At 63.8% G+C, this 15,180-nt stretch carries 17 protein-coding genes; 9 read left to right on the forward strand and 8 right to left on the reverse strand.

The window, feature by feature from the left end; translation table 11 throughout:
• Nucleotides 1-8: 8 nt before the first annotated feature.
• Nucleotides 9-1,013 carry a GTP 3',8-cyclase MoaA gene (moaA, locus tag ACIPZH_RS08690; RefSeq protein WP_241806009.1) on the reverse strand — a complete coding sequence of 335 codons (1,005 nt, stop codon included), beginning with the start codon at nt 1,011-1,013 and terminating at the stop codon, nt 9-11.
• A gap of 266 nt (nt 1,014-1,279) precedes the next feature.
• On the opposite strand from moaA, the gene ACIPZH_RS08695 reads away from it, so the two are divergent.
• The gene (locus tag ACIPZH_RS08695; protein ID WP_400635946.1) at nt 1,280-3,607 is read left to right on the forward strand and encodes an FdhF/YdeP family oxidoreductase; all 2,328 of its coding nucleotides are present in this window, start codon (nt 1,280-1,282) and stop codon (nt 3,605-3,607) included.
• Nucleotides 3,608-3,630: 23 nt separating this feature from the next.
• On the opposite strand, the gene ACIPZH_RS08700 is transcribed toward ACIPZH_RS08695, so the two are convergent.
• Nucleotides 3,631-4,092 (reverse strand): Lrp/AsnC family transcriptional regulator, encoded by a 462-nt coding sequence (locus ACIPZH_RS08700; RefSeq protein ID WP_241806011.1) that lies wholly within the window; start codon nt 4,090-4,092, stop codon nt 3,631-3,633.
• A 123-nt stretch (nt 4,093-4,215) separates the two neighbouring features.
• Between ACIPZH_RS08700 and ACIPZH_RS08705 the strand changes: the two genes are divergently transcribed.
• A complete protein-coding gene (locus ACIPZH_RS08705; protein ID WP_400636082.1) occupies nt 4,216-5,400 on the forward strand; it encodes a trans-sulfuration enzyme family protein in 1,185 nt (394 codons plus the stop codon).
• A 68-nt stretch (nt 5,401-5,468) separates the two neighbouring features.
• Here ACIPZH_RS08705 and ACIPZH_RS08710 read toward each other — a convergent pair whose 3' ends face one another.
• Complete coding sequence (locus ACIPZH_RS08710) at nt 5,469-5,705, reverse strand: YdcH family protein (protein ID WP_241806012.1); 237 nt, start codon at nt 5,703-5,705, stop codon at nt 5,469-5,471.
• A gap of 115 nt (nt 5,706-5,820) precedes the next feature.
• On the opposite strand from ACIPZH_RS08710, the gene ACIPZH_RS08715 reads away from it, so the two are divergent.
• The 6 genes from ACIPZH_RS08715 (at nt 5,821) to ACIPZH_RS08740 (ending at nt 10,595) form a co-directional block, all read left to right on the forward strand.
• A complete protein-coding gene (locus tag ACIPZH_RS08715; protein ID WP_400635947.1) occupies nt 5,821-6,186 on the forward strand; it encodes a 5-carboxymethyl-2-hydroxymuconate Delta-isomerase in 366 nt (121 codons plus the stop codon).
• Between the two features lie 103 nt (nt 6,187-6,289).
• Entirely contained in the window at nt 6,290-7,423 is a 1,134-nt protein-coding gene (rnd, locus tag ACIPZH_RS08720; RefSeq protein ID WP_241806014.1) for a ribonuclease D, read from the forward strand.
• Nucleotides 7,420-7,713: a YcgL domain-containing protein gene (locus tag ACIPZH_RS08725; RefSeq protein WP_241806015.1), complete on the forward strand. Its 294-nt coding sequence runs from the start codon at nt 7,420-7,422 to the stop codon at nt 7,711-7,713. The genes rnd and ACIPZH_RS08725 overlap by 4 nt, the downstream gene beginning before the upstream one ends.
• A gap of 78 nt (nt 7,714-7,791) precedes the next feature.
• On the forward strand, nt 7,792-8,724 hold the full coding sequence (locus ACIPZH_RS08730; RefSeq protein ID WP_400635948.1) for a D-2-hydroxyacid dehydrogenase: 933 nt from the start codon (nt 7,792-7,794) through the stop codon (nt 8,722-8,724).
• Nucleotides 8,725-8,895: 171 nt separating this feature from the next.
• Nucleotides 8,896-9,345, forward strand: a complete 450-nt coding sequence (locus ACIPZH_RS08735) for a YcgN family cysteine cluster protein (RefSeq protein ID WP_241806017.1) — start codon at nt 8,896-8,898, stop codon at nt 9,343-9,345.
• Between the two features lie 41 nt (nt 9,346-9,386).
• The gene (locus ACIPZH_RS08740) at nt 9,387-10,595 is read left to right on the forward strand and encodes a hypothetical protein (RefSeq protein WP_400635949.1); all 1,209 of its coding nucleotides are present in this window, start codon (nt 9,387-9,389) and stop codon (nt 10,593-10,595) included.
• Between the two features lie 127 nt (nt 10,596-10,722).
• Here ACIPZH_RS08740 and ACIPZH_RS08745 read toward each other — a convergent pair whose 3' ends face one another.
• From ACIPZH_RS08745 to ACIPZH_RS08755, 3 genes are all read right to left on the reverse strand, one after another.
• Nucleotides 10,723-11,064 carry a DUF2892 domain-containing protein gene (locus ACIPZH_RS08745; protein ID WP_400635950.1) on the reverse strand — a complete coding sequence of 114 codons (342 nt, stop codon included), beginning with the start codon at nt 11,062-11,064 and terminating at the stop codon, nt 10,723-10,725.
• A gap of 104 nt (nt 11,065-11,168) precedes the next feature.
• Nucleotides 11,169-11,639: an RNA methyltransferase gene (locus ACIPZH_RS08750; protein WP_039602101.1), complete on the reverse strand. Its 471-nt coding sequence runs from the start codon at nt 11,637-11,639 to the stop codon at nt 11,169-11,171.
• Nucleotides 11,640-11,711: 72 nt separating this feature from the next.
• Nucleotides 11,712-12,083, reverse strand: a complete 372-nt coding sequence (locus tag ACIPZH_RS08755; RefSeq protein WP_012315716.1) for a YajD family HNH nuclease — start codon at nt 12,081-12,083, stop codon at nt 11,712-11,714.
• Nucleotides 12,084-12,214: 131 nt separating this feature from the next.
• Between ACIPZH_RS08755 and ACIPZH_RS08760 the strand changes: the two genes are divergently transcribed.
• Nucleotides 12,215-12,493, forward strand: coding sequence for a hypothetical protein (locus ACIPZH_RS08760; protein WP_400635951.1), 279 nt, complete (start codon nt 12,215-12,217; stop codon nt 12,491-12,493).
• Here the strand turns inward: ACIPZH_RS08760 and ACIPZH_RS08765 are convergent.
• Both ACIPZH_RS08765 and ACIPZH_RS08770 read right to left on the reverse strand, forming a co-directional pair.
• Nucleotides 12,490-12,957: a cyclic nucleotide-binding domain-containing protein gene (locus ACIPZH_RS08765; protein ID WP_400635952.1), complete on the reverse strand. Its 468-nt coding sequence runs from the start codon at nt 12,955-12,957 to the stop codon at nt 12,490-12,492. The two genes, ACIPZH_RS08760 and ACIPZH_RS08765, sit on opposite strands and share 4 nt — an antisense overlap.
• Before the next feature lie 111 nt (nt 12,958-13,068).
• Nucleotides 13,069-15,111, reverse strand: a complete 2,043-nt coding sequence (locus ACIPZH_RS08770; protein ID WP_241806022.1) for a S9 family peptidase — start codon at nt 15,109-15,111, stop codon at nt 13,069-13,071.
• Between the last annotated feature and the right edge of the window lie 69 nt (nt 15,112-15,180).

Raw genomic sequence — 15,180 nt, forward strand, 5'->3', positions numbered from 1 at the left:
ACGGCCGGTCAGCCGCCGGTCATGTTCATGAAGCGCAGGATCTGCACGTCGCCACCGACCTCGAAATGATGGCGATAGGGCTTGAGGTGCAGCGAATCGCGGATGGCTTTTTCCAGCCGCTCGGCATCACCCGGGTGGGCACGCAGCACCTGTTTGAGGTCCATCGAATGTTCATTGCCCAGGCACAACAACAGCCGGCCTTCGACGGTCAGGCGCACACGGTTGCAGGTGGCGCAGAAGTTGTGGCTGTGCGGCGAGATGAAGCCGACACGGGTGCTCGGCGCTTCTGCCAGGCGCCAGTAGCGCGCCGGGCCCTGGGACGACTCGGTCGATTCGATCAGGGTGAAATGTTCGGCCAGCCGCGCGCGTACTTCGTCGCTGGAGCAGAACGACTCGCCGCGTTCGTGCTCGCTGATCACGCCCAGCGGCATTTCTTCGATGAAGGTGATGTCCAGTTCGCGGTCGATTGCAAAGCGCACCAGGTCGACCAGCTCATCGTCATTACGCCCCTTGAGCACCACGCAATTGAGTTTGATGCGCTGAAACCCCGCGCGGCGGGCCGCGTCGATACCGGCAATCACCTGGGCCAGGTCGCCGGTGCGGGTCAGTTGCTTGAAACGTTCTGCATCGAGGCTGTCGAGGCTGATGTTCAGGCGTGACAGGCCTGCGTCGAACAGCGGCTGGGCCAGGCGCGGGAGCTGCGAGCCGTTGCTGGTCATGCACAGCTCTCGCAGGCCGGGCAGGGCGGCAATGCGCCCGCACAGGTCGACGATGCCCTGGCGTACCAGCGGCTCGCCACCGGTAAGGCGGATCTTGCGAGTGCCTAAGGCGACGAAACGTTCGGCTACCTGAAACAGTTCCTCAAGGCTGAGGATCTGCTGGCGCGGCAGGAACTGCATGTCTTCGGCCATGCAATAGACACAACGGAAGTCGCAGCGGTCTGTTACCGACATCCGCAGGTAGTCGATTTTCCGGTTGAAGCCGTCGATCAGGGCCCGGCTGTTCTGTTCCACGTTCGCGCTCGGCAAGGGAGGGGACTGGTTCCACGCTATAACCTGCGGTGTTCGCCGTCAAATTGCTTTGCCCGACCGTTTGATCAATCTCATCTATCACGGCCCACCGCGGTGGATGGCGCCAAGTGCACCCCATCATCGAAACGGCCTATCACCCCGTAAGACATTTCGATTGGACGGCCCCCCGACTGTCTCCATAGGCTGGAAAAAAGCAGCGGACGACACGATCCGTTGCACTATTCGATGCCCGCGTGAGGATTGACCGCATGAGCCAGGACGAACATATCAGGGACTACAAGGGGCCTGCCGCCGGCTGGGGCGCGCTCAAGAGCGTGACCAAGAGCTGGCTGGGCAGTGACAACGCCTTCAAGAACCTGCGGGCCATGCTCAAGACCAACCAGAACGGCGGGTTCGACTGCCCCGGCTGCGCCTGGGGCGAGTCGCCGGAAAGCGACATGGTCAAGTTCTGCGAAAACGGCGCCAAGGCGGTCAACTGGGAAGCGACCGGTCGCTCGGTCGACCCGGCCTTCTTCGCCAGATACAGCGTAAGCGCGCTGAAGGACCAGACCGACTACTGGCTCGAATACCAAGGCCGCCTCACGCACCCGATGCTTTACGACGCTGCCACCGATCACTATGTGCAAACCACCTGGGAAGAGGCCTTTGCCTTGATCGCCCGGCACTTGCAGGCGCTGGATTCGCCCGATGAGGCTGAGTTCTACACCTCCGGCCGGGCCAGCAACGAAGCGGCATTCCTCTACCAGCTGTTCGTCCGCGCCTACGGCACCAACAACTTCCCCGACTGCTCGAACATGTGCCACGAGGCCAGTGGCGTGGGCATGTCGGAAACCCTCGGCGTAGGCAAGGGCACGGTCGTGTTCCATGACCTGGAGCTGGCCGACGCGATCTTCGTCATTGGCCAGAACCCCGGTACCAACCACCCGCGCATGCTCGAACCGCTGCGTGAAGCGGTCAAGCGCGGCGCCCAGGTGGTGTGTTTCAACCCGCTCAAAGAGCGTGGCCTGGAGCGCTTCCAGCACCCGCAGCACCCGTTCGAAATGCTCAGCAACGGCTCCGAACCGACCAATACCGCCTACTTCCGCCCAGCCCTGGGCGGCGACATGGCGGCCATGCGCGGCATTGCCAAGTACCTGCTGCAATGGGAGCGCGAAGCCCAGGCCAAGGGGGAACCAGCGGTATTCGACCATGGCTTCATCGCCGCGCATACCAGCGGTGTGGACGCCTACCTGGCGGCCGTGGATGCCACCTCGTGGGACCATATCGTCGAGCAGTCCGGCCTGACCCTGGCCGAAATCGAGCTGGCGGCGCGGATGTACCGCAAGGCCGAGCGGGTGATCATGTGCTGGGCGATGGGCGTCACCCAGCACCGTCACTCGGTGCCTACCGTGCAGGAAATCGTCAACCTGCAACTGTTGCGCGGCAACGTCGGCAAGCCCGGCGCGGGCCTTTCGCCAGTGCGTGGCCACAGCAACGTGCAAGGCGACCGCACCATGGGGATCGACGAGAAACCCAAGGCGGCGTTGCTCGATGCCTTGGAAAAACGCTTCCAGTTCCGCGTACCTCGCGCCCATGGACATAACGCGGTGCTGGCAATCCAGGCCATGGAGCAACAGCGCGCCAAGGTGTTCATCGCGCTGGGTGGCAACTTCGCCCAGGCGACGCCGGATACGCCCCGCACCCACGCGGCCCTGCGCAACTGTGCGCTGACGGTGCAGATATCCACCAAACTCAACCGTTCGCACCTGGTCACTGGCCGCGATGCGCTGATCCTGCCCTGCCTGGGGCGCACCGAGATCGACATGCAGGCCGGCGGGCCGCAGGGCGTGACCGTGGAAGACACCTTCAGCATGGTGCATATCTCCCATGGCCAGCTGCGCCCGCGTTCACCCCACATGCGGTCCGAACCCTGGATCATCGCCGGCATGGCCAAGGCCACGCTGGGCAACAAGCCCATCGATTGGGAATACGCGGTGGCCGACTATGGCCGTATTCGCAGCATGATCGCCGATGTCATCCCCGGTTTCGCCAACTTCAATGAGCGGCTGCAGCACCCAGGTGGTTTCCACCTGGGCAACAGTGCTGCCGAGCGCAACTGGCGCACGGCAACCGGCAAGGCGCGCTTCAGTGCCAGCCCGTTGCCCGAGCATCTGGTCAACGCCCAGGTGCTCGCCCGCGGCGACAAGCCGGACCTCATCCTGCAGACGATGCGCTCGCACGACCAGTACAACACCACGCTGTATGGGCTGGACGATCGTTACCGGGGCGTGTTTGGCCTGCGGGAAGTGGTGTTCGTCAGCGAGGCCGACATCCGCCGCCTGGGCTTCGAGCCGGGTGAGCATGTCGATCTGGTGTCGCTGTGGGAGGACGGTGTCGAACGCCGGGTGTCGGGGTTCCGCCTGGTGCCCTACGACATCCCCGATGGGCAGGCGGCGGCCTACTACCCGGAGACCAACCCGCTGGTGCCGCTGGAAAGTTACGGCGAAGGCACCTATACGCCGACCTCCAAATTCATTGCGATTCGGCTCGAGAAGGCCAAGGCGGGGAACCGGATCGAAGCGGTGGCGGCGCAGTGAAGGGGGGCTGAGGCTGGCACCGATCAGGGCCTGTGGACCGGGTAAGCCGTGGTGTATTTCATCTGTTCCATGGCAAAGCTGGACGTGATGTTGGAGAGCCCATCGGTGCTGGTGATCAGCTTTTTATAGAACCGGTCGTAGGCAGCGATATCGCCCACCACCACCCGCAGCATGTAATCCCAGTCCCCGGACATGCGATAGAACTCCATCACCTCCTCAAAGCCTTTCACCGTCTCGGCGAATTGCTCCAGCCAGGCACTGTCGTGGCGCTGGGTCTTGAGCTGGACGAACACCGTCAGGCCCAGGCCCAGGCGTTCGGGGTCGAGCAGGGCGACGCGGCCGAGGATGTAGCCATCCTCTTCCAGGCGCTTGACCCGCTTCCAGCAGGGGGTGGTGGACAGGTTGACGGCTTCGGCCAAATCCTTGAGCGAGAGCGACGCGTCGCGCTGGAGCAGGGTGAGGATGTGCTGGTCGAAACTGTCCATGGAAACCCGCTGGCGGTCAGTAAAATATTCCCCAGATTACCCCAACGATAGAAAAAATTCCCGCTACCACGGGCGTTGTGGCGGCAGGTGATTGTGCGATAGTTGCGCACTTACATCTGCCAAATGGGCCTGACCATGTCCGACAAGCCGCGCAATTTCGCCACCCGTACCATTCACGCCGGTGAGCAGTTCAGTGTCGCCGACAACGCGATCTTCCCGCCTATCTACACCGCCAGCTCGTATATCAAGCGCAGCCTCGATGACAACCCGGAATACGCCTACAGCCGTGTGGGCAACCCGACCCGGCATGCCTATGAAAGTTGTGTCGCGGCACTTGAAGAGGGTGTGGGCGCGGTGGCGTGTGCCTCCGGTGTAAACGCCACCGCCACGGTGCTGGAGCTGCTCCCCAAGGACGCTCATGTGGTGGTGATGAACGGTGTGTACGGCGGCACCTTCCGCATTCTGGAAGACTACCGAGCACGCACCTCGGGCCTTACCACCACCTATGTCGACCTCAACGATGTGACGGCCGTAGCGGCGGCGATCAAACCCGAAACCCAGCTGATCTGGATCGAGTCGCCGACCAACCCGTTGCTGCACCTGGTCGACATCAAGGCGGTCTGCGACCTGGCTCGGGCGCGGGGTATTCTGACCTGCATCGACAACACCTTCTGCTCGCCGTGGAACCAGCGGCCAATCACCCTGGGTGTGGACCTGGTGATGCATTCGGCCAGCAAATACATTGGCGGCCACTCCGACCTGACCGGCGGCGTGGTGGTGGCTGCCAACGATGACTTGCTGGGGCGCCTGCGCAAGATCAGCATGGCCGTGGGGGCGATCCAGGGCCCGTTCGACTGTTACCTGGCCTTGCGCGGCCTGAAAACCCTCGACGTGCGCATGGAGCGTCAGTGTGCCAATGCCCTGCAGGTGGCACGCTTCCTGGAAAGCCATCCGCAGATCGAGCAGGTGTATTACCCGGGGCTGGAAAGCCACCCGCAGCACGCACTGTGCAAGCGCCAGATGCGCGCTGGCGGAGCGGTGGTGGCAATGAAGGTCAGGAACGGTGACCGGGCGGCGCTCAATCGCCTGGTGGAGGCCTTGCAGATATTTGTCCTGGCCGACTCGTTGGGGGGTGTGGAGAGCATGATCAACCACTCCTGGAGCATGTCGCACAATTCACTGAGCCCGGAACAGAAGGGGCTGATGGGCATCAGTGAGCGCTTGTTGCGGCTGTCGATCGGGATCGAGGATTACCGGGACCTGATCGAAGACCTGGACCGGGCCTTGAACGCATCGGCTGGCATGTAACGGTTGCAGGCCCTGTCGCCAGCGAGCCGGCTTGCCGGCGACAGGGCGGTTGATTCAGCAGAAAGCCATCAGGATTTCGGCGGATGAATGATTCGCTCGATCTTGTCCTTGATCAGCAGGCGCTCCTTGCGCAGGCGGTTGACGGCATCGTCGTTGGTGCCATTGCCTTCGGCGGCCACCACCTCCTTGTCTTTGGCGTTGTATTCCTTGTGCAGGGCATGCAGCGTCGGGTCCTTGTCTATCAGTGCCTGGAATGCATCGGCGGTAACGTGCAAGTCAGCGAGCAGATCATGCGGAACTGGCATTTCTTCACCTCTGTCAGGGTTGTCAGTAAGGTCCTGACCTTTGAGGATAGCCGCCTTTGCGCGGCTAGGGGACTGGGGTAGGCTGTCGCTTCCCCCAACGCCTGGAACCTGTGCCATGCCTCACCTGAACCTGGAATACAGCGACAACCTGCGCGAGCTCAATGTCGAGGTACTGCTGCTGCGCCTGAATCACGCCCTGGTCGGCAGCGGCCAGTTCGCCGATGAGGCAGACATCAAAAGCCGGGCCCAGGCGTTCGCCCATTACCGGGTGGGCACTGCGCCGGCCGAGCGGGCGTTCGCCCATGTGCGCCTGGCCATCCTCAGCGGGCGCCCGGCGGAGGTAAAGAAACAATTGTCGGCCAGCTTGCTGGAGATACTGCGTGAGGCCATACCGGCGCAGTCTGGCCTAGACCTGCAATTGTGTGTGGAAGTGCTGGATATCGACCGCGAGCCTTACGCCAAGCATCGCTTGCCAGGCTGACCGGCAGCGCAAGCTACCCGGCGGCCGGCGCGGATGTCAGTCAGGTTTCACCCGCAGTGCCCGCGCCGTATATACTGCGCGCCAATGTTTGTGGGAGAGCCTCGTGGCCATCGAAATACACTGGATCCGTGACGACCAGACCCTGGCCGAACTCTGCCAGAGGTGGCGCACACTGCCCTTCGTGGCGCTCGACACCGAATTCATGCGGGTCGACACCTTTTATCCGAAAGCTGGCCTGATCCAGATCGGTGACGGCGAGCGCGCTTTTCTCATCGACCCGTTGCTGATCGGCAACTGGCAGCCTTTGGCCGACCTGCTGGAAGACAGCGGTGTGGTCAAGGTGCTGCACGCCTGCAGCGAAGACCTCGAAGTGCTGCTGCGCCTGACCGGCAAGCTGCCGCAGCCACTGTTCGACACGCAGTTGGCCGCGGGCTACCTGAACCTGGGCTTCTCCATGGGCTATTCGCGCCTGGTTCAGGAAGTGCTGGGCCTTGAACTGCCCAAGGGTGAGACCCGCTCGGACTGGCTGCAGCGCCCGCTGTCGGACACCCAGATCAGCTACGCAGCCGAAGATGCCGTCCACCTGGCCGAACTGTTTGCCGCCCTGCGCCCACGTCTGTCGGACGACAAGTACGCGTGGGTGCTGGAAGACGGTGCCGAACTGGTCGCGGCCTTGCGCCGCGAGGTCGAGCCCGAAACCCTGTACCGCGATGTGAAGCTGGCCTGGAAGCTGGGCCGCCAGCAACTGGCGGTGCTGCGGGAACTGTGCGCCTGGCGCGAGCGTGAAGCACGCAGCCGCGATGTGCCGCGCAACCGCATTCTCAAGGAGCACTCGCTGTGGCCGATGGCCAAGAACCAGCCGGACAACCTGTCGGCCCTGGCCAAGATCGACGACATGCATCCGCGCACCATCCGCCAGGATGGCGCCTGCTTGGTCGAGCTGATCAAACGTGCCGCCAGCCTGCCGCCTGAGCAATGGCCGGCGACGCTGCCCGAACCGCTTCCGATCGAAGCGGCCGGCATCCTCAAGCGCCTGCGCGCCATCGGCCAGGCCGAAGGCGAGCGTCTGGGCATTGCCCCGGAGTTGATGCTGCGCAAAAAGGCCCTGGAAGCCTTGCTCAAGAGCGGCTACCCCAATGGCCCCTATCAACTGCCCGATTCGCTGCGCGGCTGGCGCCGAGAGCGGATGGGCCAGGCCCTGCTGGACGAACTGGCGGGCGCCGGAGAAACCCGATGAAACGTATCTGCTCGATCTACAAGAGCCCGCGCAAGAACGAGATGTACCTCTACGTACTCAAGGCCGAGGGCCTGGAGCGCGTGCCCGAGGCGCTGCTGCCCTTCTTCGGCACGCCCGTACATGCCTTCGACCTGGTGCTGAGCCCCGAGCGCAAGCTCGCCCGCGAGGACATCGCCAAGGTGCTGGACAATCTTGATAACCAGGGTTACCACCTGCAGATGCCACCGGCCGAGGACGAGTACATCGAACATTTGCCGGAAGAGCTTCTGCGCCGTAACGACCCGGTCTGATCCGGCCACGATCCCTCCACACCCTCAGGTGGCCTGCATGCCGGGCCGCCTTCGTTGTCTGCCAAGGTTGTCACTTTGATGCGCGTTCTGATCGCTGAGCAGGATCATGCCAATTATGCCCGGCTGCTGGCTGGCGCGGCCCCGGACCTGGAAATCCTGACCAGCGGCGATTCCGCCGAGCTGGCCTTGCAGGCACCCCAGTGTTCGGTCTGGCTGGGCCAGCCAGACTTGCTGGCGAGTCTGCTGCGCCAAGGCCACAAGCCGGCCTGGATGCAATCGACCTGGGCCGGCATCACGCCCTTGCTGGCCGATGGCCTGCCGCGTGATTACCGCCTGACCCGTGCGGTCGGCATCTTTGGCCAAGTGATGGCCGAGTATATGCTCACCTACATGCTGGGGCACGAGCGCGAAGTGCTGTCTCGCCTGGTGAGCCAGGTAGAGCGCCGGTGGGACGACCGCCCGGGGGGGACGCTCGAAGGGCGCAAGGTGCTGATCGTGGGCACCGGCGATATCGGCCAGCGTGTCGCCGAATGCCTCTTGCCGTTTGGCGTGACCCTGTATGGCATCGCCAGCACGCCCCGCGAGCAGGCGCCGTTCGTCGAGGTCGCCGGGTTGGCTGATCTGCCGCGGATGGTCGGGCAGGCCGATTACGTGCTCAACCTGTTGCCGGATACGCCGGCAACCCATGATCTTTATGATGCCGCACTGTTCAAGTGTTTCCAGCCCAGCGCGCTGTTCATCAATGCCGGGCGTGGTGTGGCGGTGGTCGATGCCGACCTGGTCCAGGCGCTGAAGCAGGGCGACCTGGCGGGCGCGGTGATCGATGTGTGCCGGCAGGAGCCGTTGCCGCAGCGTCACCCGTTCTGGACCGCGTGGGGGTTGTTGCTGACCGGGCACAGCTCGGCACCGACTTCGCCAGCGGCGATGGTACGGTTGTTTGTCGAGAACGTGCGGCACTACCAGGCAGGGCAAGGTTTGCGTGGCGAAGTGGATTTCGCGCGGGGCTATTGAACTGCAGCCTAGGGCACTGACAAGCGGTCTGGCATTGCCCAAGGCCAGGCTCTAGACTGGCGCCGCCATGGCGCCAAGCTCAAAACCACAGAACGAAGCCGTATGCGCCGCAATTTGCCTGGAGCCTCCAGCGTGAAGCTTGGCGCAGGCCCAATGCAGGAAACCCGTGTGATGATCGCTGAAAGCGCGCCGTTCTGGCGGCGCAAGACCCTCGAACAACTCGACCCGCAAGAGTGGGAATCGTTGTGTGACGGCTGTGGCCTTTGCTGCCTGCAAAAGCTCGAGGACGAGGACGACAACAGTGTCTATTACACCCGTATCGCCTGCAAGCTGCTGGACATGAACACCTGCCAGTGCAGCGATTACCCCAACCGTTTCGCCCAGGTGCCCGATTGTATTCAGCTCACCCCGGGCAAAGCTGACCAGTTCAAGTGGCTGCCGAGCACCTGCGGGTATCGCCTGGTCAGCGAGGGCAAGGACCTGCCGGCCTGGCACCACCTGGTCTGTGGCGATCGCACCCAGGTACATGAACAGCGCATATCCCAGTCCGGGCGTATGCTCAGGGAGCAGGATGTGGACGAAGACGACTGGGAAGACCACCTGATTTTTCGCGCCAGCTGAGCGGCACCCTCCGTCGCCTCTGGGGAACAAGGAGTTTCTGTATGCGTTGCCAGCTGTTGCTCCTGCTGGGCCTCGTGGCCTGCTCGCCGGCCTGGGCGAAGAAAGTCGACCTCGACTATCAGGTGCGGCTGCTGCCTGCCAATGGCCAGGCCGAAGTGCGCCTGACCCTGGCAGACGGCAGTGCCGTGCGTAGCCTGGACTTCGACCTGGGCAAGCAGGGGGCGTACAGCGGCTTCCAGGCGGACGGCCAGTGGCAGGCGCAGGGGGAGCGCGGCGTGTGGCACCCGGCAGCGGGCAAGACCAGCCTCAGCTACCGGGTCAAGCTGGACCAGAAGGTGCGCAGCGGCGCCTATTCCTCACGCATCACGCCCCACTGGGCGTTGTTCCTGGGTGACCAGTTGGTGCCACCGGCACGCCTCGACCAGCAAGACGGCACCGAACTGGTGGCGCGCCTGTCGGTCGACCTGCCCGAAGGCTGGAAGAGCATCGAAACCTCCTGGCCGCGTATCGGCAAGGACAAGTTCCGTATCGACAACGTGTCGCGCCTGTTCGATCGCCCGACTGGCTGGATGCTGGCCGGCGACCTTGGCAGCCGACGTGCGCGCCTGGGCGAGACGGACGTGACGGTGGCGGCACCGGTAGGGCAGGGCATGCGCCGCATGGACAGTCTCACCCTGTTGACCTTCGTCTGGCCGCACCTGCAGGCCGTATTCCCCCGCGACCCGGCAAAGTTGCTGCTGGTGGGGGCGCGCGATGGCATGTGGCGCGGAGCAATGTCAGCGCGGGGCTCGCTGTACCTGCACAGCGCGCGGCCCATGGTCAGTGAGAGCGGTAACAGCCCGTTGCTGCGTGAACTGGTGCAGCTGTTTGCGCAGATCCGTGTGAGTGCTGACAGCGACTGGCTGGGCCAAAGCCTCAGCGATTATTACGCCAACGAGTTGCTGCGCCGGGCGGGGGGTGTGAGCGATGACCGCTATCAGGTGTGGCAGGCGCGTTTGCAGAAGCAGGGTGCCAAGGTCAGCCAGCTGCGTGGCGAGCGGGCAAGCCCGGCCCAGGTTGCCCGTGGGGTGTTGCTGCTGCAGGCGCTGGACAAGGAAATACGCATCCACACCCAGGCCAAGCGCTCGCTGGATGATGTGACGCAGGCGCTGATGCGCTTGCCGAAGGTGAGCACCGAGGAATTCGTGCAGATCAGTGAGAACGTGCTGGGGCGCCGATCCGAAGTGTTGCAGAGCAAGGCGTTGCGTTAGCGCCAGGCTGGCTCAGCCGGCCCTGTCGCCGGCAGGCCTGCTTCCACTTCTGCCACACCGTTTCAACGGTCAGGGCAGTGCGGGCGGGTGCAGGCTTGCCGGCGACAGGGCCCGTACAAGCCGCTGATCAACTACCCGTGAGCGGGTCTTTCCCCGTTACCGTCACCCCCTCCGTCGCCGCCTCGGCACTGCGTTTGAGCGCCTCCAGCTCGGTGGCACTGCGTTCGATGTCCGAGCGCAAACGGTGATATTCCTGTCGATGCTTCTGCCACCAGGCCTTGGTCGAGCAATGGCCACTGACCCCGCGCGCCACCGCAATGCCACCGACCACCATCTGCAGTAGCCCGACCAGCCCGCCGTGGCGCATACCCTTGGTGAACATCAGCGCACCACCGGCCAGTGAACCGACCCGCTCCAGGCCCTGTACGTTATGGTCCTGTGACGCCGTAGTGGAATGAATATCGAGCATGGCAAGCCCTCCATCTGAAGTGTAAGCAGCTGACCAGAGGCTTGCTGCTCACGTTCAGTCGGTTTGCCAGGTGGTCACATTTGCCCAAGCCGGCAGGGGTTGCGCTATTTGAACTTGGGCCCCGAGCGGGTATTGAGGCCCTTGGCCAAACGGTCGTACAACACCACGTTCACCGTCGCGGCCAGGTTCATGCAGCCTTCGGTGGGGATATAGATGGTTTCTTCGCACCACGCGCGCACGTTCGCATCGAGGCTGCCGTCTTCCGGCCCGAAGATGTAGATGGCGCGATCAGGGTGGGTGTATTCAGGCAAGGGCCGAGCGCCTTCCACCAACTCCACTGCAACGGGTGTGCAACCCAGCGGGATGATGCGCTGCAGGTCGTCGATGCCGATCAACGGAATATCGTAGTGCACGCGCTTGGTGTCAGTGACGAAGTCGCGGGCGCGCTCGTAGCGCTTGCCGGTGTAGAACACCGAGTTCACGCCGTAGCAACCCGCTGCGCGCATCACCGAGCCTACGTTCTCTGCAGATTTTGGGTTGAACAGGCCGATGCAACTGTACCGTTTGTTAGCCACGTGCCGGGGCCCTTCGCAAAAAAAGCGCGATTATACGGGCTCGCCGGCGGCAGCGGGGGGCTCTGTCGACAGTCAGTCTTTCTTCAGCAAGCCAGCCAGCCCGGCGAACGGGTTGTGCGTGGCCTTGGCAATGCTCGGGGTGCTGGTGGAGCCTTCGCTGAAGTACTGCTGGTCGGTATAGCGCGAATGCTCGTTGTCGTGGCAGTACAGGCACAGCAGCTCCCAGTTGGAGCCGTCCTGGGGGTTGTTGTCGTGGTTGTGGTCACGGTGATGAACGGTCAGCTCGCTCAGGCGCTTGCCGGCGAACTCACGGGCGCAACGGCCGCACACGTGCGGGTACATTCTCAAGGCTTTGTCGCGGTAGCCCATCTCTTTGTCGCGCTTGGCGTCGGCGAGGATACGGTCGAGGCGGGCGGTGGCGGCGGACGTGGATGCCGAACTCATGGTGTTTCCTTTGTTCTGATCAGGCAGGTAACGGTTATGCCAATGAGTCTAGCGCGCTTGCAGGGCAAGCGGACAGGCGAAAACGTGTATTAAGGCGTAGCCTGTAGAAATGTTCAGACAGGAGGTTGCTGATGTTTCGTGCGATCCTCGCCGCGCTGCTTTTAGCCGGCCTGCCCTTGGTGCATGCCGCCGGCACGCCGCCACGTATCACCACACCGGTGCCGGGAGCACCTGGCACAGCAACGCCCACGCCGTACCCTCAGATTACCCCGAGCACTGCCCCCAAGGCCTATGACAGGCAGCCCGGCGCGCCGCTGCTGCCGCCCGTTCCGCTGCCAGGGCCGCCGAAGGATCAGCCACTGCCTGGGTTGCGCACCGAACCTGACAAGCCGGCTGCGAACGATGATTAAAGCGCCAGGCGCTGCCCGTCCTGCATCCGTAGGCGTTTCGACAAGGCTACGGCCAATGCGCGGATGATCCGCGCGGCGATGCGTGGGGCTTCGTTGAGCATCTTTTCCAGCGAATCCTTGCCCAAGGTCAGCAGCAGGCAGTCGCTGGCAGCCATGCAACTGGCCGAGCGGCGCTCGCCGTCCAGCACAGCCATTTCGCCGAAGGCGCGGCCACTGCGCAGCGTGGCGATCTCCACTTGGGCACCGTGGGCGTCGGTCTTGCGCACTGAAATCACCCCCCGGTGCAGGATGCACATGAAGGTGCCGGCATCGCCTTCGTTGAAGATGGTTTCGCCTTCGACCAGGGTGGCGAGGCTGAAGTAGCCTGCGGCGGTATGGAAGTCACCGGGCTGCAAGGTGTCGAACAGGTCGCAGTCCATGAGCATGTCGCGGATTTCGGCGCTGAGATGGGTCTGGTCGGGCATGTGTCGTTCTTCTTGGCGGGTGTTGTCCGAAAGTTCTGGGCCGCCCTGATCGTCGGCTTGCCGGCAATCAGGGCCATTGGCCCTCGAAGCTATGACAACGAAAAGCGCGTTTTAAACCACGCCCAGCTCATTGAAGACGAACGCATACTCCAGTGCCACGTCTCGCAACCCCTGGTAGCGCCCGCTCATACCGCCGTGGCCGGCTCCCATCTCGGTCTTGAGCAGCAGCAGGTTGCTGTCGGTCTTGAGTGTACGCAGGCGCGCCACCCACTTGGCTGCCTCCCAATACTGCACGCGGCTGTCGTTATAGCCAGCGACCACCAGCATGGCCGGGTAGGCCTGGGCGCTGACATTCTCGTAGGGCGCGTAGGCCTTGATCCGCTCGTACACCTGTGGCTCTTGCGGGTTGCCCCATTCGTCGTACTCGGTGACGGTCAATGGCAGCTCGGGGTCGAGCATGGTGTTGAGCACGTCGACGAACGGCACTTCGGCGATGGCGCAGCGGAACAGCTCCGGGCGCAGGTTGAGCACGGCACCGATCAGCAGGCCACCGGCGCTGCCGCCACTGATGGCCAAGCGGTCGGAGGCTGTCACGCCCTGGGCGATCAGGTGCTCGGCGCACGCGATGAAGTCGCTGAAGCTGTTGGGCTTGTGCTCCTGCTTGCCGGCGCGATACCAGGCTTCACCCAGCTCGCCGCCACCGCGCACATGGGCGATGGCAAAGGCCACACCGCGTTGCAGCAGGCTCAGGCGGGCATGCGAGAACCACGGGTCGAGGCTCTCACCGTAGGCACCGTAACCGTACAGGTACAGAGGTACCGTCTTGCCCTGGTCTTGTTTGCGGCGTACCAGGCTGATCGGCACCTGGGTGCCATCGGCGGCGGTGGCCCACAGGCGTTCGCTGACGTAGTCATCGGCATCGAAATCGCCCAGCACCGGGGTTTGCTTGAGCACCGCCTGCGCGCCCGTGGCCAGGTCCAGCTGACGCACCTGGGCCGGGCGGTTGAGCGCCTCGTAGCGCAGGCGGATGCGCGTGCTGGCGAACTCCAGGCTGTCCTGCACGTACAGGCTATAGGCCGCGTCAGGCAGTTCGACGCGGTAGGCCGGCGTGCCTTGCGGGCGCACTTCGATGATCGGTAGCCCGCCTTCACGCAGGCTCAAGGTGAGGGCGCTGGCGTTGAGGCTCAGGCCTTCGAGCATGACCTCGTCGCGGTGTGGTACCAGCACCTGCCATTGCTCACGGGTGGGCACCTGGTCTGCCGCTGCCTGGTACAGGGCGAAGTTGATACCGTCCTGATTGCTGCGGATGAACCATCGCCACTGGCCATCGAGCTGGCCGTGGTCGGGGAAGTACTCGTGGCCCTCGGCGCGCGGTGCCAGGCAGGTGAATGCCGCCCGCGGCGTTTCAGCGTCCAGCACCCAGGCCTCGCTGGTGGTCTTGCTGTTGAGCAGCAAAACCAGCTGGCGCTCGGAGCTGGCGCGGTAACAGTGCAGGAAAAAACGCCCGTCCGGCTCTTCGAATACGGTCTGCGCGCCGGTTTCGCCCAGCGTGTGACGGCGCAGCCGCCACGGGCGGTGGGTATCGTCCAGTTCGGCGAAGAACAGCGTCTGGCTGTCATTGGCCCAGGTCAGGCTGCCGTCGCAGTCGTCGAAGGGCAGGGCGGTCAGGTTGCCGCTGGCCAGGTCCTTGACGTACAGGGTGTAGACCTCGTCGCCGCTGGTGTCGAGGCTGTAGGCCAGCAGGCGGTGATCGGGGCTGACGCTGAAGCCGCCAAGGGCCAGAAAGCCGCCGTTGGCCAGGGCGTTGGGGTCGAGCAGCAGCTGTTCCTGGCGTTCGTCCACTGTGTTGCCGTCATCGGCAGGCCGTGGGCAGCGATAGTGGCGCGGGTACTCATCGCCCGCTGTGGTGCGGGTGTAATACAGGTACGGGCCCCAGGGGGAGGGCAATGACAGGTCAGTTTCCAGGATACGGCCCTTGATCTCTTCGAACAGCTGTTCGCGCAGGGGCGCCTGGTCGGCCAGGCAGGCTTGCTGGTAGGCGTTTTCGGCCTGCAGGTACTCAAGCACCTCAGGGGTGTCGCGCTGTTGCAACCAGGCGTAAGGGTCGGCGGCCTGGTCTTGGCGGGCGATGGGGGGCTGGAGCGCGTTGGGCATCGGGGATCTCTTGGCTGGGGGGGCGCCTGCGCCCGGAAAAGTGTTTATCATAGGCAACTCTTTGCCTGG

Source organism: Pseudomonas sp. NPDC089758 (assembly GCF_044748705.1).
In the GTDB taxonomy this organism is placed as follows: Bacteria; Pseudomonadota; Gammaproteobacteria; order Pseudomonadales; family Pseudomonadaceae; genus Aquipseudomonas; species Aquipseudomonas putida_X.

What these genes read in the sequence shown, in the direction of transcription:
- ACIPZH_RS08705 (WP_400636082.1), top strand. Translation starts at nt 4,216, where the DNA reads ATGGGCCTGACCATGTCCGACAAGCCGCGCAATTTCGCCACCCGTACC.
- ACIPZH_RS08760 (WP_400635951.1), top strand. Translation starts at nt 12,215, where the DNA reads ATGTTTCGTGCGATCCTCGCCGCGCTGCTTTTAGCCGGCCTGCCCTTG.
- ACIPZH_RS08745 (WP_400635950.1), bottom strand. Translation starts at nt 11,064, where the DNA reads ATGCTCGATATTCATTCCACTACGGCGTCACAGGACCATAACGTACAG.
- ACIPZH_RS08715 (WP_400635947.1), top strand. Translation starts at nt 5,821, where the DNA reads ATGCCTCACCTGAACCTGGAATACAGCGACAACCTGCGCGAGCTCAAT.
- ACIPZH_RS08740 (WP_400635949.1), top strand. Translation starts at nt 9,387, where the DNA reads ATGCGTTGCCAGCTGTTGCTCCTGCTGGGCCTCGTGGCCTGCTCGCCG.
- ACIPZH_RS08730 (WP_400635948.1), top strand. Translation starts at nt 7,792, where the DNA reads ATGCGCGTTCTGATCGCTGAGCAGGATCATGCCAATTATGCCCGGCTG.
- ACIPZH_RS08695 (WP_400635946.1), top strand. Translation starts at nt 1,280, where the DNA reads ATGAGCCAGGACGAACATATCAGGGACTACAAGGGGCCTGCCGCCGGC.
- ACIPZH_RS08755 (WP_012315716.1), bottom strand. Translation starts at nt 12,083, where the DNA reads ATGAGTTCGGCATCCACGTCCGCCGCCACCGCCCGCCTCGACCGTATC.
- ACIPZH_RS08770 (WP_241806022.1), bottom strand. Translation starts at nt 15,111, where the DNA reads ATGCCCAACGCGCTCCAGCCCCCCATCGCCCGCCAAGACCAGGCCGCC.
- ACIPZH_RS08700 (WP_241806011.1), bottom strand. Translation starts at nt 4,092, where the DNA reads ATGGACAGTTTCGACCAGCACATCCTCACCCTGCTCCAGCGCGACGCG.
- ACIPZH_RS08710 (WP_241806012.1), bottom strand. Translation starts at nt 5,705, where the DNA reads ATGCCAGTTCCGCATGATCTGCTCGCTGACTTGCACGTTACCGCCGAT.
- ACIPZH_RS08725 (WP_241806015.1), top strand. Translation starts at nt 7,420, where the DNA reads ATGAAACGTATCTGCTCGATCTACAAGAGCCCGCGCAAGAACGAGATG.
- ACIPZH_RS08765 (WP_400635952.1), bottom strand. Translation starts at nt 12,957, where the DNA reads ATGCCCGACCAGACCCATCTCAGCGCCGAAATCCGCGACATGCTCATG.
- ACIPZH_RS08735 (WP_241806017.1), top strand. Translation starts at nt 8,896, where the DNA reads ATGATCGCTGAAAGCGCGCCGTTCTGGCGGCGCAAGACCCTCGAACAA.